Raw genomic sequence first — 12,898 nt, 5'->3', positions numbered from 1 at the left:
TGACGGCCCGGTCACTGTGTGAGGTGTTCGTCCGTGTTCACCCCCGCCGGCGCCGGCGGGGGCGAACGCTACTTGGCGGCCAGGGCCTCCAGGGCGGTGTTGAGCTTCAGGACGTTGACGCGGGGTTCGCCCATGAAGCCGAGGGTGCGGCCCTCGGTGTTGTCCTTCACCAGCTTCTCGACCCGGCTCACGTCGAGCTTGTTCCGCTCGGCGACCCGGTGGACCTGGAGCTCGGCGTACTGCGGGGAGATGTTCGGGTCGAGGCCGGAGCCGGAGGAGGTCACGGCGTCGGCGGGGATCTGCGCCTCCCGCGGGGTGTAACCGGGGACGGTGTTGTCGGCGAGGACCTTCGCCTTCGCCTCCTGTACGGACTTCAGGAGGTCGGGGCTGTCCGCGGCCTTGTTGGAGGCACCGGATATCAGCAGCTTGTACTGGGTGTTGATGGTGTTCTCGCCGAGTCCGGCGGCCGGTCGGCCCTGGAACCAGCGCAGGTCGTCCCCGTACGACTGGCCGATGAGGGAGGAGCCGACGACCCGGCCCTCGGTGTTCTTGATCTCGGAGCCGTTGGCCTTGTCGTTGAAGGCTGCCTGGGCGATGGCGGTGACGGCGAGGGGGTAGATGACGCCGCAGATCACGGTGAGGACGAGGAGGGCGCGAAGGCCGGCGCCGAGGAGGCGTGCGGTGTTGCCTACGGAGGTGTTCATGGCGGTTCAGCCGATTCCGGGGATGAGGGAGATGAGGAGGTCGATGAGTTTGATGCCGATGAAGGGGGCGATGAGGCCGCCGAGGCCGTAGAGGCCGAGGTTGCGGCGGAGCATCTTGTCGGCGCTGGTGGGCCGGTACTGGACGCCCTTCAGGGCGAGGGGGACGAGCGCGATGATGATGAGTGCGTTGAAGATGACGGCGGAGAGGATCGCGGACTCGGGTGAGGCCAGGCCCATGATGTTGAGCTTGTCCAGGCCGGGGTAGACCACGGCGAACATGGCCGGGATGATCGCGAAGTACTTCGCGACGTCGTTGGCGATGGAGAAGGTGGTCAGTGCGCCCCGGGTGATGAGGAGTTGCTTGCCGATCTCGACGATCTCGATGAGTTTGGTGGGGTTGGAGTCGAGGTCGACCATGTTCCCGGCCTCTTTGGCGGCCGAGGTCCCGGTGTTCATCGCGACGCCGACGTCCGCCTGAGCGAGCGCGGGGGCGTCGTTCGTACCGTCACCGGTCATCGCGACGAGCTTGCCGCCGGCTTGTTCGCGCTTGATGAGGGCCATCTTGTCCTCGGGGGTGGCCTCCGCGAGGAAGTCGTCGACACCCGCTTCCTGCGCGATGGCCTTGGCGGTGAGCGGGTTGTCACCGGTGATCATGACGGTCTTGATGCCCATGCGGCGCAGTTCCTCGAACCGTTCGCGCATGCCTTCCTTGACGACGTCCTTGAGGTGGATGACGCCCAGGACGCGGGCGCCCTTGTCGTCCTGGACGGCGACCAGGAGGGGGGTGCCGCCGGCTTCGGAGATGGTGTTGGCGAGGAGGTCCGCGTCCTCGGCGACCTGGCCACCTTGTTCTTTGACCCAGGTGATGACGGAGCCGGCCGCGCCCTTGCGGGTCTTCTTGCCGTCGACGTCGACGCCGGACATGCGGGTCTGTGCGGTGAAGGGGATCCACTCGGCGTGGGTGAGTTCGCCCTGGTGGCGTTCGCGCAGGCCGTACTTGTCCTTCGCGAGGACGACGATCGAGCGGCCTTCGGGGGTTTCGTCGGCGAGGGAGGACAGTTGGGCGGCGTCGGCCAGTTCGGCTGCGGTGGTGCCCTTGACGGGGACGAACTCGCCGGCCTGGCGGTTGCCGAGGGTGATGGTGCCGGTCTTGTCGAGGAGCAAGGTGGAGACGTCGCCGGCGGCTTCGACCGCGCGGCCGGACATGGCCAGGACGTTGCGCTGGACCAGGCGGTCCATGCCCGCGATACCGATCGCGGAGAGCAGCGCGCCGATCGTGGTGGGGATCAGGCAGACCAGGAGAGCCGTCAGCACGATCATCGACTGTTCGGCGCCGGCGTAGATCGCGAACGGCTGGAGGGTGACCACCGCGAGCAGGAAGACGATCGTGAGGGAGGCGAGGAGGATGTTGAGGGCGATCTCGTTGGGGGTCTTCTGGCGGGCTGCGCCTTCGACGAGGGCGATCATGCGGTCGATGAAGGTTTCGCCGGGCTTCGTCGTGATCTTGATGACGATCCGGTCGGAGAGGACCTTGGTGCCGCCGGTGACCGCCGAGCGGTCGCCGCCCGATTCGCGGATGACGGGGGCTGATTCGCCGGTGATGGCCGACTCGTCGACGGAGGCGACGCCTTCGACGACGTCGCCGTCGCCGGGGATGGTGTCGCCGGCCTCGCAGACCACCAGGTCACCGATCCGCAGCTCCGTGCCGGGTACTTGTTCCTCGGTGGTGGTGTCCTGGGTGAGGCGGCGGGCGACGGAGTCGGTCTTGGCCTTGCGCAGGGTGTCGGCCTGGGCCTTTCCGCGGCCCTCGGCGACGGCTTCGGCGAGGTTCGCGAAGATGGTGGTCAGCCACAGCCAGGCGGTGATCGCCCAGCCGAACCAGTCCGTGGGGTCCTTCAGTGCCAGCACGGTCGTGACGACCGAGCCGATCAGGACCACGAACATCACCGGCGACTTGACCATGACCCGCGGATCGAGCTTGCGCACGGCATCCGGGAAGGACTTGAGCAGCTGCTTCGGATCGAAGAGACCACCGCCGACGCGGGCCTGTTCGGGCTTGTGACCGGACGGGAGGTCCTGGTGCGGAGCACGGGTGGGAGTGATGGTGCTCATGAGGCCAGCCCTTCGGCAAGCGGACCCAGCGCGAGGGCGGGGAAGTAGGTGAGGCCCGTGACGATGAGGATCGTGCCGACGAGCAGGAAGGTGAACAGCGGCTTCTCGGTGCGCAGTGTGCCCGCGGTGGCGGGGACCGGCTGCTGTTCGGCGAGCGAGCCGGCCAGCGCGAGGACGAAGACCATGGGCAGGAAGCGGCCGAGCAGCATGGCCAGACCGGTGGTCGTGTTGAACCACTGGGTGTCGGCGTTCAGTCCGGCGAAGGCCGAGCCGTTGTTGTTGCCGGCCGAGGTGTAGGCGTAGAGGATCTCGGAGAAGCCGTGCGCGCCGCCGTTGGCCATCGAGTGGGCGGGGGTCGGCAGGGCCATCGCGACGGCCGTGAAGCCGAGGACGAGTGCCGGGGTGATGAGGATGTAGCAGGCCGCGAACTTGATCTCGCGGGTGCCGATCTTCTTGCCGAGGTACTCCGGGGTGCGGCCGACCATCAGACCGGCGAGGAACACCGCGATGATCGCCATGATCAGCATCCCGTAGAGGCCGGAGCCGACGCCGCCGGGCGCGATCTCGCCCAACTGCATGCCCAGCAGCTGGATGCCCCCGCCCAGGCCCGTGTACGAGGAGTGGAAGGAGTTGACCGAACCGGTCGAGGTGAGCGTGGTGGCGACCGAGAAGATCGCGGACCCGGCTATGCCGAAGCGGGTCTCCTTGCCCTCCATCGCACCGCCCGCGGCCTGGAGCGCCGGGCCGTGGTGGGCGAACTCGGTCCACATCATCAGCGCGGTGAAACCGAGCCAGATGGTCACCATCGTCGCGAGGATCGCGTAGCCCTGGCGCAGGTTTCCGACCATGCGGCCGAAGGTGCGGGTCAGCGCGAAGGGGATCAGCAGGATCAGGAAGATCTCGAAGAGGTTCGAGAAGGGGGTCGGGTTCTCGAAGGGGTGGGCGGAGTTGGCATTGAAGTAGGCACCGCCGTTGGTGCCCAGCTCCTTGATGACCTCCTGCGAGGCCACCGCGCCGCCGTTCCACTGCTGCGTGCCGCCCATGAACTGGCCGACCTCGTGGATCCCGGAGAAGTTCTGGATGACGCCGCACGCGACCAGCACGACCGCGCCGACCACCGACAGCGGGATCAGGATCCGGACGGTGCCGCGCACCAGGTCGGCCCAGAAGTTGCCGAGCTCACCGGTGCGCGAGCGCGCGAAGCCCCGTACGAGAGCCACCGCGACGGCCATGCCCACGGCGGCGGACAGGAAGTTCTGCACCGCCAGCCCGCCGGTCTGCACGACGTGGCCCATGGCCTGCTCGCCGGTGTACGACTGCCAGTTGGTGTTCGTCACGAAGGACACGGCCGTGTTGAAGGCCTGGTCCGGCTTGATGGAGGCGAAGCCGAGCGAGCCGGGCAGGTGGCCCTGGAGGCGCTGGAGCAGGTAGAGGAAGAAGACGCTCACCGCCGAGAAGGCGAGGATCGAGCGCAGATAGGCGGGCCAGCGCATCTCCGCGTTCGGGTTGGCGCCGATGGCCTTGTACATCCACCTCTCGGGGGCGTAGTGCCGCTTCGAGGAGTAGACACGGGCCATGTAGTCGCCCAGCGGGCGGTACGCGAGGGCCAGCGCGGCGACGAGCGCGAGCAGCTGGAGCACCCCGGCAACAACGGGACTCATCGGGGCTAGAACCTCTCCGGGAACACAAGGGCGAGGACGAGGTAGCCCAGCAGGGACACGGCGACCAGCAGACCGACGACGTTTTCGGCGTTCACAGCTTGGTCACCCCCTTGGCGACCAGAGCCACCAGCGCGAAGACCGCGATCGTGGTGGCGACGAAGGCCAGGTCGGCCATCGTGAGCTCCCGGTGGGTGCGAGGGTAATTTTCGGACATCACCGAGTGAAACGTCCTTCCGGGGCTCCACAGACTCCCTTGACGGGCCCCATACGCCCGGCTGTGCGCCTTTTACGAGTCCCTAACGGGGCGGGCGGACCGGGCGCGCGCCAACGAAGATTCTGTTCCATATAACGGAAATCAACTTCCGCAATGCGGCATTCGGGTTATGCTCCGGCGCACCCGGAATCCGTCCCGAAGGCCCCCAGGAGGAATGCCATGACCGAGAGTCGCGTCGCCCTGATCACCGGATCCTCCTCCGGGATCGGTGCGGCCATCGCCCGCCGGCTGGCCTCGGAAGGCATCCGCGTCGTCGTGAACTCGGCGCGCAGCGAGAGCGCCGGAAAGGCCCTGGCCGCAGAGCTGCCCGGCGCCGTGTACGTACGGGGCAGCGTCGCCGACGCCGCGGACGCGCGCCGCATCGTGCAGAGCGCGGTCGACGCCTTCGGACGGCTCGACATCCTCGTCAACAACGCGGGCGTCACCCGCTTCATCCCGCTCGACGACCTGGAGGCCGCGGACGCCGACGCCTGGCGCGAGATCTTCGACGTCAACGTCATCGGCGCCTGGCAGATGATCACCGCAGCCGCTCCCCACCTGCGCGAATCCGGGGCCGCCTCGGTGGTCAACATCTCCTCGGTCTCCGCGACCCGCGCCCTCGGCAGCTCCGTCCCCTACGCGGTGAGCAAGGCCGCGGTCAATCACATGACCCGCCTGCTGGCCTCCCAGCTCGGACCCGCCGTCCGCGTCAACGCCATCGCGCCGGGCCTGATCGACACGCCCTGGTACGAGGACGCCGAGGAGGTCTGGGAGAGCTCCCGGGAGTGGATCACGCAGAACACCCCGCTGCGCCGGGTGGGCACCCCCGAAGACGTCGCCGAGGCCGCTCTCTACCTGGTCAACGCCGCCTACACGACCGGCGACGTGCTCACCGTCGACGGCGGCCGGCACGTCGTCTGACCGCACCGCGGACCGATACAGAGGCACCATAGAGGAAGCCACATGACGGACTACTACCCTCGGATCATGAACGCAGAAGCCGGCGCCACAGACGTCACGGTGAAGGCGGCCGCGAACGCCGCCACGGTGAAGGAATCAGACCGCAAGCACGTCTTCCACTCCTGGTCGGCCCAGGAACTCATCGACCCGCTCGCCGTCGCCGGCGCCGAGGGCTCGTACTTCTGGGACTACGACGGCAACCGCTACCTCGACTTCTCCAGCGCCCTCGTCTACACCAACATCGGCTACCAGCACCCGAAGGTCACCGCGGCCATCCAGGAGCAGGCGGCCAAGCTGTGCACCGTCGCGCCCGGCTTCGCCGTCGACGTGCGCTCCGAGGCGGCCCGGCTGATCGCCGAGCGCACCCCGGGCGACCTCGACAAGATCTTCTTCACCAATGCCGGTGCCGAGGCCGTCGAGAACGCCGTCCGCATGGCCCGGCTGCACACCGGCCGGCCCAAGGTGCTCTCCGCCTACCGCTCGTACCACGGCGCCACCTCCACCGCGATCAACCTCACCGGTGACGCCCGCCGCTTCGGCAACGACACCGCGACCGCCGGCGTCGTGCACTTCTGGGGCCCCTTCGCCTACCGCTCGCCCTTCTACGCGGCGAACGAGGCCGAGGAGTGCGAGCGCGCCCTGCGCCACCTGGAGGACACCATCGTCTTCGAGGGCCCGCAGTCCATCGCCGCGATCATCCTGGAGACCGTCGGCGGCGCCCCGGGCGTGCTCGTCCACCCGGACGGCTACCTCGCCGGCGTGCGCGAGCTCTGCGACCGCTTCGGCATCCTCCTCATCCTCGACGAGGTCATGGTCGGCTTCGGCCGCACCGGCACCTGGTTCGCCGCCGACCACTGGGGCATCACCCCCGACCTGCTCTGCTTCGCCAAGGGCATCACCAGCGGATACGTCCCCCTCGGCGGCGTCGCCATCTCCGCCGCCGTCGCCGGGACCTTCGCCCGGCGCCCCTACCCGGGCGGGCTGACGTACTCCGGGCACGTGCTGGCCTGCGCGGCCGCCGTCGCCACGGTGAACGTCATGGCCGAGGAGGGCATCGTCGAGCAGTCCGCCCGCACCGGCGCCGAGCTGCTGGGCCCGGGCCTGCGCGCGATCGCCGAGCGGCACCCCTCGGTCGGCGAGGTCCGGGGGCTCGGCACCTTCTGGGCACTGGAACTCGTACGGGACCGCGCCACCCGCGAGCCCCTGGTCCCGTACAACGCTTCGGGCGCCGACAACGCGCCGATGGCGGAGTTCGGGGCGGCCCTGAAGAAGGGCGGCCTGTGGCCGCTGCTCGCCGGCAACCGCATCCACGTCGCACCGCCGTGCAACATCTCGCCCGACGACGTGGCCAAGGGCCTCGCGATCCTCGACGAGGCGCTCTCGGTGGCCGACGCACACACCGTCTGACCTGCACAGACGTACGGACACCCAAGCCGTGGGTGCTCGTCTCGGAGGATCCGCGCAGTTCCGAACACCACGTGAACGTGCTGAAATCCGAAAGAGCACCTACGGACCGGGATGCACGTCAGTCCCGGGGCGGTCCTGCGGGACCGAACGGCGGGGGGCGGGCCGCGTGCCCACCGGACGCCGGGCGTACGGGATCCATTCAGCCGGACTCCGTGTACCCGAAGGAAGTCAGCCCATGAGCAAGCACGTCCTGGCCCAGAACCAGTACGGCAAGGCCGAGAACCGCATCGTCAAGGTCACCCGCAAGGGCAGCGACGGTTCCTGGCACGAGATCCGTGACCTCAACGTCTCGGTCGCGCTCCGCGGTGAGTTCCGCGACGTCCACCTGACCGGCGACAACGCCAACTGCCTGCCGACCGACACCACCAAGAACACGGTGTACGCCTTCGGCAAGGAGCACGGCATCGAGTCCCCCGAGGCCTTCGGCATCCTGCTCGCCAAGCACTTCGTCTCCTCGCAGGCGCCGATCCGCGAGGCGCAGATCCGCATCGAGGAGTACGTGTGGGACCGCATCCCGGTCCCGACGCGCAAGGAGCAGCACTCCTTCGTCCGCAAGGGCCAGGAGGTGCGCACCGCGCAGATCACCTACAGCGAGACGACGGGCCTCCAGGTCATCTCGGGTCTGAAGGACCTGACGGTGATGAACTCGACCAACTCCGAGTTCCACGGCTACATCAAGGACAAGTACACGACCCTTCAGGAGGCGTACGACCGCATCCTGGCGACCAAGGTCACCGCGCGCTGGGCGCACTCGGCGCTGGCCGGCGACGACGCCTCGTACGACTGGGACCAGGCCTACAAGAAGGTCCGCAAGAACATGCTGGAAGCCTTCGCGGAGACGTACTCGTACTCGCTGCAGCAGACCCTGAACCAGATGGCCGAGCGGGTGCTCGACAACTGCCCCAAGGTCAACGAGGTGCGTCTGAACCTCCCCAACAAGCACCACTTCCTCGTCGACCTGGAGCCGTTCGGCCTCAAGAACGACAACGAGGTCTACTTCGCGGCCGACCGGATGTACGGCCTGATCGAGGGCACCGTCCACCGTGACGGCGTGCAGCCGGTGATCGCGACCTCCGACTGGATCGTCGCCTAGGGGGTGTCCGGCGGGGCCGGTGCGGCCTGCCCCACCAGGAGGTTCCACCGGCCCGAGCGGCCCGTCAGGCCCGTGATCGTGCCCGGGCGCACGTCGAGCCGCCAGAACGTCCGAGCGGGCAGTTCCAGGGCGGCCACCACGGCCGCCCTGGCGAAGGCCTGGTCGGCGGTGACCCGGTGCGTGCCCGGCTCCAGACCGGCCAGCCAGCTCCCGGCGCGCGCGGCCAGCGCCTCGACGGACTCGCCGCCGGGCGGGGCGTACGCGGGGTCCGTCAGCCACCTGTGCACCGCGGCCGGATCCTCGGCGGCGACCTCGTCCAGGGTCCGCCCCTCCCACCTCCCGGTCTCCAGGGCGAACGGCCCGCCGCGGCCGAAGCGGAGCTCCCTCATCTGGTCGTCAAGTGGCGGGGTGACCAGGTGAACTCGTACCGAAGAGGGGTTCATAAAGGGAGCGTAAGCGCGGTACGGTCGCGGGCGACACAACTGAATGACGACGGTCCGGCGGAAGCACCGGTGAGAATCCGGCACGGTCGCGCCACTGTGAGTCCTCCCCGAGGGGAGGCAAGTCAGACCCGCCCCTGTCGTCGAGAGCACCACTGACCGGGACGCGTGTTCCCCCTGGAGGTAACTGCCATGGCCCACTCCGCCGTGCCCACGACGGCCCCCGCCGTCGCTCCGATCTCGCTCTCCGCACTCGCCCCCTGGGCGGTCTTCGTCGCCGCCCTCGTGCTCGTCCTGCTGTACTTCGTCGGCATCGAGCAGGGCGCCACCGCCGTCTTCGAGGGCGAGACCATCCACGAATGGCTGCACGACGGCCGTCACCTGCTCGGCTTCCCCTGCCACTGATCTCCGCCCCAGCAAGGGAAACCGAGCCATGACATCCGCTCTCCCCCAAGGCCCGTCCCCCCGCGCATTCCTCCTCCGGGGCATGCTCGCCGGCCTGCTGGCCGGTGTGGCCGCCTTCCTCGTCGCGTACCTCCTCGGTGAGTCCAAGGTCGATGCGGCCATCGCCATCGAGGAGGCCGGCGCCGCGCTGTCCGGCCACGACCACGGCGAGGAGGCCCCGGTCAGCCGGGCCCTCCAGGCCACGGCCGGCCTCGGCACCGGTGTCCTGCTGTACGGGGTCGCGCTCGGCGGCATCGCCGCGCTCGTCTTCTGCTACGCGCTCGGCCGCATCGGCCGCTTCGGCCCGCGGGCCACGGCCGCGCTGGTCACCGGCGCGCTGTTCGTCACCGTGACCCTGGTGCCGTTCCTCAAGTACCCCGCCAACCCGCCGGCCGTCGGCGACCCCGACACGGCGTCGCGGCGGACTGCCCTCTACCTCCTGATGATCGCGCTGAGCGCGCTGCTCGCGGCGGGCGCGCTGATCCTGGGCCGCCGGCTGGCCCCGAAGCTCGGCAACTGGAACGCCTCGATCGCCGCGGGCGCGTTCTTCGTCCTCGCCGTCGGCGTCTCGTACGCCGCCCTGCCCGGCATCAACGAGGTCCCGGCGGACTTCCCGGCCGCACTCATCTGGAGCTTCCGCCTCGCGTCCCTGGCGATCCAGGCCGCGCTGTGGACGACTTTCGGCCTCGTCTTCGGTTTTCTAGCCGAACGGGCTCTTGTGCCGACCACTGCACCCAAGGAGGCTTTGCAGCCCACGAGTTGACGATGAAAGGGCCGGTAGCGGATGCCGACGGCGATCAGGCAATGGCGAGGCTGGACGGGCGCCGCCCCGTTCTGGCTCAACTCGCTCCTGCTGCTCCTGGCCCCCTTCACCGCCGTCACCCTGCTCGCCCAGATAGGCGTCATCACGGCCCTGGCCGCCGTCGGCGGTCTGGCCCGCCATCTCTGGTTCGGTGACTACGGCCATCCGGCCATCCACACGGCCGCCGCACTCATGGGTGCGGCGGCCGCGACGTTGGTGGTGGTCTGAGCCCCGGCCGGTCACGGCATCAGGGCCGGGCCGCGAGGGCCTTGGCCAGGGCGAGGACCGGCGCCGCTTCGCGGACGTGGCGGTACGGGGTCAGGTCGCGCAGCAGGCGCGCCAGGGCCTCGGTCGCGGTCCGGGACTGTACGGACGGCAGAGCCGCGAGGAAGTCCCGCCAGTGCTCGCAGGCCCGGGTGACGTGCCCCAGGCGCAGCCGGGTCTCGGCCAGCGCGGCGAGCGTGAGCGCGGTGGCCCGGTGCTGCCCCGGGGCCCTGGCGCGCAGCGACCGCTCGAACGCCTCGGCCGCGGCGGGGTACGCCCCGAGCGCGAGGTGGGTCCGGGCGCGGGTGTCGTCGAGGTCGGCGCGGGCGTAGGAGTCGAAGGGCCGGCTGCTGTCGTGGCCGTTGCCGTTGCCTTGGCTGCTGTCGTGGCCGTGGCCTTGGCCGTGGCCGTTGCCGTGGCTGCTGTCGTTGCCGTGGCCGTGGCCGTGGCCGTGGCCGTGGCCGTGGCCTTGGCCGTGGCCTTGGCCTTGGCCTTGGCCTTGGCCATTGCCGTCCATGGCCGCGGCGATGGCCAGGTCGGCCAGGGCCGCCTCCCGCTCCCCCGCGTATGCGCGGGCCGCGGCCCGCTGGACCAGCAGGAACGCCCGCGTGCCCGGGTCCGCCTCAGCGGGCCCGGCGTCCACCGCCAGCCCGGCGAGGCGTAGCGCGTGCCCCGGCTGCCCGAGCCGCACCGCGTGCGCGCTCATCGCCCGCAGCGTGATGGCGTAGGTGCGCCGGTCCTCGGCCCGCCGGGCCAGCCCGAGGGCGGTGCCGTGGTACTCCTGGGCCAGCCCGTGGTGCCCCGCGTCGGCGGTCATCTCCCCCAGTAGGTGTGCCAGTTGCGCGTACCCGCCGAACACCTCGCGCGGGTCTTCGGCTCCGGCCGGGCGGCGCCGGGCGGCGAAGGCGCCGGCGTCCTGGGCCAGCCAGGCCGCCAGGGCGGCGCGGGTGTGGGTGCCGCCGTGCGCGAGGTACAGCGCGGTGAAGCTCCGTGCGAGGGCGCGCAGTTGCTCGGCGCGCGCCGCGGTCCGGCGCTGCTCGGGCCGACGGACCGTCACCTCTCCCTGATTGACAGCTTTTCGCATGGGGCAGGACGCGACGGCGACCCGACACGCCCGTGGCCCTCGCTTGACGTTCTCACCCGTTCGGGTGCACGTCTTCCACGACCCGCTCCAGGACCGGCTCACCGGCCGCCATCTGCGAAGACATCCCGAGACCGGGACGACACGCCCATGACGCGCCGTCAGTCTCTCGTGATCCGCGCGGTGCAGGGGCCCTGCGGAGGAGTCCACTGCTCTCGGGACCCGGCCGCCCGAGCCGGACCAGAAGGGAATGACATGCCCCGCGCCAAGTGGGTCGTCGGCGTGCTGACGGCGGGTCTGCTGTTCACCGGCATGGGGGTGTTGCGCAGTACCGAGGGTGCGAAGCCGGTGGCGGCCACCGCGGGTGACGCACTGCCCTCCCGCGCGCTGGGTCTGTCCGGACCCCGCCGGCTGGTCCAGCAGTTGGAGCACTCCGGCGGGCACGCCCCCGGCAAGGGGGCCCGGCGGCCCGTGCGGGCGGGTGTCGGACCCCTGCGGCCGGCGCGCCCGCTGCGGCTGTCGATCCCGAGCCTGCGGGTGGACGTCCCGCTCACCACCGAGGACGAGGACTTGGCAGCCCCGGAGAGCGCCGCCTGGGACACCGCCGAGCCGGCCCCCGGCTCGGCGGGGACCGCCGTGATCAGCGGGGAGTTCCTGCACCTGGCCGAGCTGCGCCGCGGGGCGACCATCGAGGTCGCGCGCGCGGACCGGCGTACGGCCGTGTTCACCGTGTACCGGGTCTCACCCGCCGGCATCACGGGGCGCGGGCAGCCCCCGGCCCGGGCCCAACTGCGGCTGGTCAGCGGCGAGACCGCCGTCCTGGCCCGGCTCACGGGGCAGTTCCGCAGCCCCCGTTGACGCCGGCTGTCAGCCGTGCGGGCTCTCTTCGTCCTCCGGTCGGGGGCTTCTGTGGCCCTTGCGGGGAGTTACCCGGCGTGTCGGGGCACATCCTCCGCATGAACGGGACGCCGCGTACGCGGATGGCACTGGCGAGGGCCCTGACGGTGGCCTGCGTCCTGCTGCTGTGCGCCTTCGTCGCGGGTCCGGCCGGGTCGATCGCGGCCTCCGCGGTGGTGGTCGAGTCCCGGTCCGCACCCTCGGCGCCCGTCGAACCCGCCGAGGGCCAGTCCGATCCGGCCGGGGACCCCGAGGTCCGCCTCGCCGCACGACCGGCCCTCCGCGCGGCCCCGGGCGACCGGCGGCCGCACCGGCCGGTGTTTCACGTGAAACGTCGTGGTCAGGTTCTGGGCGGGACCCGGTGCGCGGGCCCGTACGAGACGGGCGCGGGCGCTCCGAAGGTGTCCCCGCGGTCGACGCGGAGTGTGGTGCTGCGCTGCTGAGCGGTCCGAGCAGCAGCGTCCCCCCACACCCCCCTCGAACACCCGTGAGGTTCCGCCATGCCCATCGACCCGTACGCCGCCCTGAACGCCATGCTCCGCGCCGAGGCGGCCCGCTTCTCGCCGCCCGCGCCGGTCAGGCAACCCGCCGAGAGCGCTGTCGCCGTGGCCGTCGAGTCCGAGAGCGAACCGCAGCAGATCTCCCCCGCGGCCGACTCGGCCGCGTAGTCGCCGCGCACGGTCGACGCTCCCCGGACATGGGGAGGCGCCGGTTCCCGCG

Annotated in this window: 16 protein-coding genes; 9 read left to right on the top strand and 7 right to left on the bottom strand. The window is 70.6% G+C overall.

The window, feature by feature from the left end:
* Nucleotides 1-68 precede the first annotated feature (68 nt).
* From kdpC to AB0M99_RS21635, 5 genes are read right to left on the bottom strand one after another with little or no spacing between them, the layout of a single operon-like run.
* Nucleotides 69-704: a potassium-transporting ATPase subunit KdpC gene (kdpC, locus tag AB0M99_RS21655; RefSeq protein ID WP_365922755.1), complete on the bottom strand. Its 636-nt coding sequence runs from the start codon at nt 702-704 to the stop codon at nt 69-71.
* A gap of 6 nt (nt 705-710) precedes the next feature.
* A complete protein-coding gene (kdpB, locus tag AB0M99_RS21650) occupies nt 711-2,816 on the bottom strand; it encodes a potassium-transporting ATPase subunit KdpB (RefSeq protein ID WP_365922753.1) in 2,106 nt (701 codons plus the stop codon).
* The gene (kdpA, locus tag AB0M99_RS21645; protein ID WP_365922751.1) at nt 2,813-4,477 is read right to left on the bottom strand and encodes a potassium-transporting ATPase subunit KdpA; all 1,665 of its coding nucleotides are present in this window, start codon (nt 4,475-4,477) and stop codon (nt 2,813-2,815) included. The genes kdpB and kdpA overlap by 4 nt, the downstream gene beginning before the upstream one ends.
* A gap of 5 nt (nt 4,478-4,482) precedes the next feature.
* Nucleotides 4,483-4,572, bottom strand: a complete 90-nt coding sequence (kdpF, locus tag AB0M99_RS21640; protein WP_365922749.1) for a K(+)-transporting ATPase subunit F — start codon at nt 4,570-4,572, stop codon at nt 4,483-4,485.
* Nucleotides 4,569-4,691, bottom strand: a complete 123-nt coding sequence (locus AB0M99_RS21635) for a hypothetical protein (RefSeq protein WP_365922747.1) — start codon at nt 4,689-4,691, stop codon at nt 4,569-4,571. Before AB0M99_RS21635 ends, kdpF begins: the two co-directional genes overlap by 4 nt.
* A 219-nt stretch (nt 4,692-4,910) precedes the next feature.
* Between AB0M99_RS21635 and AB0M99_RS21630 the strand changes: the two genes are divergently transcribed.
* From AB0M99_RS21630 to pucL, 3 genes are all read left to right on the top strand, one after another.
* On the top strand, nt 4,911-5,651 hold the full coding sequence (locus AB0M99_RS21630; protein WP_365922745.1) for a glucose 1-dehydrogenase: 741 nt from the start codon (nt 4,911-4,913) through the stop codon (nt 5,649-5,651).
* Nucleotides 5,652-5,717: 66 nt separating this feature from the next.
* Nucleotides 5,718-7,097 (top strand): aspartate aminotransferase family protein, encoded by a 1,380-nt coding sequence (locus AB0M99_RS21625; RefSeq protein WP_365922743.1) that lies wholly within the window; start codon nt 5,718-5,720, stop codon nt 7,095-7,097.
* Between the two features lie 235 nt (nt 7,098-7,332).
* Nucleotides 7,333-8,250 (top strand): factor-independent urate hydroxylase, encoded by a 918-nt coding sequence (pucL, locus tag AB0M99_RS21620; RefSeq protein ID WP_365922741.1) that lies wholly within the window; start codon nt 7,333-7,335, stop codon nt 8,248-8,250.
* Here pucL and AB0M99_RS21615 read toward each other — a convergent pair.
* Nucleotides 8,247-8,693: a histidine phosphatase family protein gene (locus AB0M99_RS21615; RefSeq protein WP_365922739.1), complete on the bottom strand. Its 447-nt coding sequence runs from the start codon at nt 8,691-8,693 to the stop codon at nt 8,247-8,249. The two genes, pucL and AB0M99_RS21615, sit on opposite strands and share 4 nt — an antisense overlap.
* Nucleotides 8,694-8,882: 189 nt before the next feature.
* Between AB0M99_RS21615 and AB0M99_RS21610 the strand changes: the two genes are divergently transcribed.
* Genes AB0M99_RS21610 through AB0M99_RS21600 form a run of 3 tightly spaced genes read left to right on the top strand, consistent with a single transcriptional unit; the run spans nt 8,883 to nt 10,164 of the window.
* Nucleotides 8,883-9,095 carry a CbtB-domain containing protein gene (locus AB0M99_RS21610; protein WP_365922737.1) on the top strand — a complete coding sequence of 71 codons (213 nt, stop codon included), beginning with the start codon at nt 8,883-8,885 and terminating at the stop codon, nt 9,093-9,095.
* A gap of 28 nt (nt 9,096-9,123) precedes the next feature.
* Nucleotides 9,124-9,897, top strand: coding sequence for a CbtA family protein (locus AB0M99_RS21605; RefSeq protein WP_365922735.1), 774 nt, complete (start codon nt 9,124-9,126; stop codon nt 9,895-9,897).
* Between the two features lie 21 nt (nt 9,898-9,918).
* Nucleotides 9,919-10,164 carry a hypothetical protein gene (locus tag AB0M99_RS21600; RefSeq protein WP_365922733.1) on the top strand — a complete coding sequence of 82 codons (246 nt, stop codon included), beginning with the start codon at nt 9,919-9,921 and terminating at the stop codon, nt 10,162-10,164.
* Between the two features lie 19 nt (nt 10,165-10,183).
* On the opposite strand, the gene AB0M99_RS21595 is transcribed toward AB0M99_RS21600, so the two are convergent.
* A complete protein-coding gene (locus AB0M99_RS21595) occupies nt 10,184-11,257 on the bottom strand; it encodes a hypothetical protein (RefSeq protein WP_365922731.1) in 1,074 nt (357 codons plus the stop codon).
* A 279-nt stretch (nt 11,258-11,536) separates the two neighbouring features.
* Here AB0M99_RS21595 and AB0M99_RS21590 point away from each other — a divergent pair, with 279 nt between their 5' ends.
* From AB0M99_RS21590 to AB0M99_RS21580, 3 genes are all read left to right on the top strand, one after another.
* Nucleotides 11,537-12,139, top strand: coding sequence for a class F sortase (locus tag AB0M99_RS21590; protein WP_365922729.1), 603 nt, complete (start codon nt 11,537-11,539; stop codon nt 12,137-12,139).
* Nucleotides 12,140-12,237: 98 nt separating this feature from the next.
* Nucleotides 12,238-12,621: a hypothetical protein gene (locus tag AB0M99_RS21585; protein WP_365922727.1), complete on the top strand. Its 384-nt coding sequence runs from the start codon at nt 12,238-12,240 to the stop codon at nt 12,619-12,621.
* A 57-nt stretch (nt 12,622-12,678) separates the two neighbouring features.
* On the top strand, nt 12,679-12,846 hold the full coding sequence (locus AB0M99_RS21580) for a hypothetical protein (RefSeq protein ID WP_365922725.1): 168 nt from the start codon (nt 12,679-12,681) through the stop codon (nt 12,844-12,846).
* Nucleotides 12,847-12,898 lie beyond the last annotated feature (52 nt).

It is taken from the genome of Streptomyces sp. NPDC051183 (assembly GCF_040682455.1).
GTDB lineage: Bacteria > Actinomycetota > Actinomycetes > Streptomycetales > Streptomycetaceae > Streptomyces.
This window is presented reverse-complemented; position numbering and strand designations above follow the sequence as displayed.

Coding starts and splice junctions, on each gene's coding strand:
- kdpC (WP_365922755.1), bottom strand. CDS start 704: ATGAACACCTCCGTAGGCAACACCGCACGCCTCCTCGGCGCCGGCCTT.
- kdpB (WP_365922753.1), bottom strand. CDS start 2,816: ATGAGCACCATCACTCCCACCCGTGCTCCGCACCAGGACCTCCCGTCC.
- kdpA (WP_365922751.1), bottom strand. CDS start 4,477: ATGAGTCCCGTTGTTGCCGGGGTGCTCCAGCTGCTCGCGCTCGTCGCC.
- AB0M99_RS21635 (WP_365922747.1), bottom strand. CDS start 4,691: ATGTCCGAAAATTACCCTCGCACCCACCGGGAGCTCACGATGGCCGAC.
- AB0M99_RS21630 (WP_365922745.1), top strand. CDS start 4,911: ATGACCGAGAGTCGCGTCGCCCTGATCACCGGATCCTCCTCCGGGATC.
- AB0M99_RS21625 (WP_365922743.1), top strand. CDS start 5,718: ATGAACGCAGAAGCCGGCGCCACAGACGTCACGGTGAAGGCGGCCGCG.
- pucL (WP_365922741.1), top strand. CDS start 7,333: ATGAGCAAGCACGTCCTGGCCCAGAACCAGTACGGCAAGGCCGAGAAC.
- AB0M99_RS21615 (WP_365922739.1), bottom strand. CDS start 8,693: ATGAACCCCTCTTCGGTACGAGTTCACCTGGTCACCCCGCCACTTGAC.
- AB0M99_RS21610 (WP_365922737.1), top strand. CDS start 8,883: ATGGCCCACTCCGCCGTGCCCACGACGGCCCCCGCCGTCGCTCCGATC.
- AB0M99_RS21605 (WP_365922735.1), top strand. CDS start 9,124: ATGACATCCGCTCTCCCCCAAGGCCCGTCCCCCCGCGCATTCCTCCTC.
- AB0M99_RS21600 (WP_365922733.1), top strand. CDS start 9,919: ATGCCGACGGCGATCAGGCAATGGCGAGGCTGGACGGGCGCCGCCCCG.
- AB0M99_RS21590 (WP_365922729.1), top strand. CDS start 11,537: ATGCCCCGCGCCAAGTGGGTCGTCGGCGTGCTGACGGCGGGTCTGCTG.
- AB0M99_RS21585 (WP_365922727.1), top strand. CDS start 12,238: ATGAACGGGACGCCGCGTACGCGGATGGCACTGGCGAGGGCCCTGACG.
- AB0M99_RS21580 (WP_365922725.1), top strand. CDS start 12,679: ATGCCCATCGACCCGTACGCCGCCCTGAACGCCATGCTCCGCGCCGAG.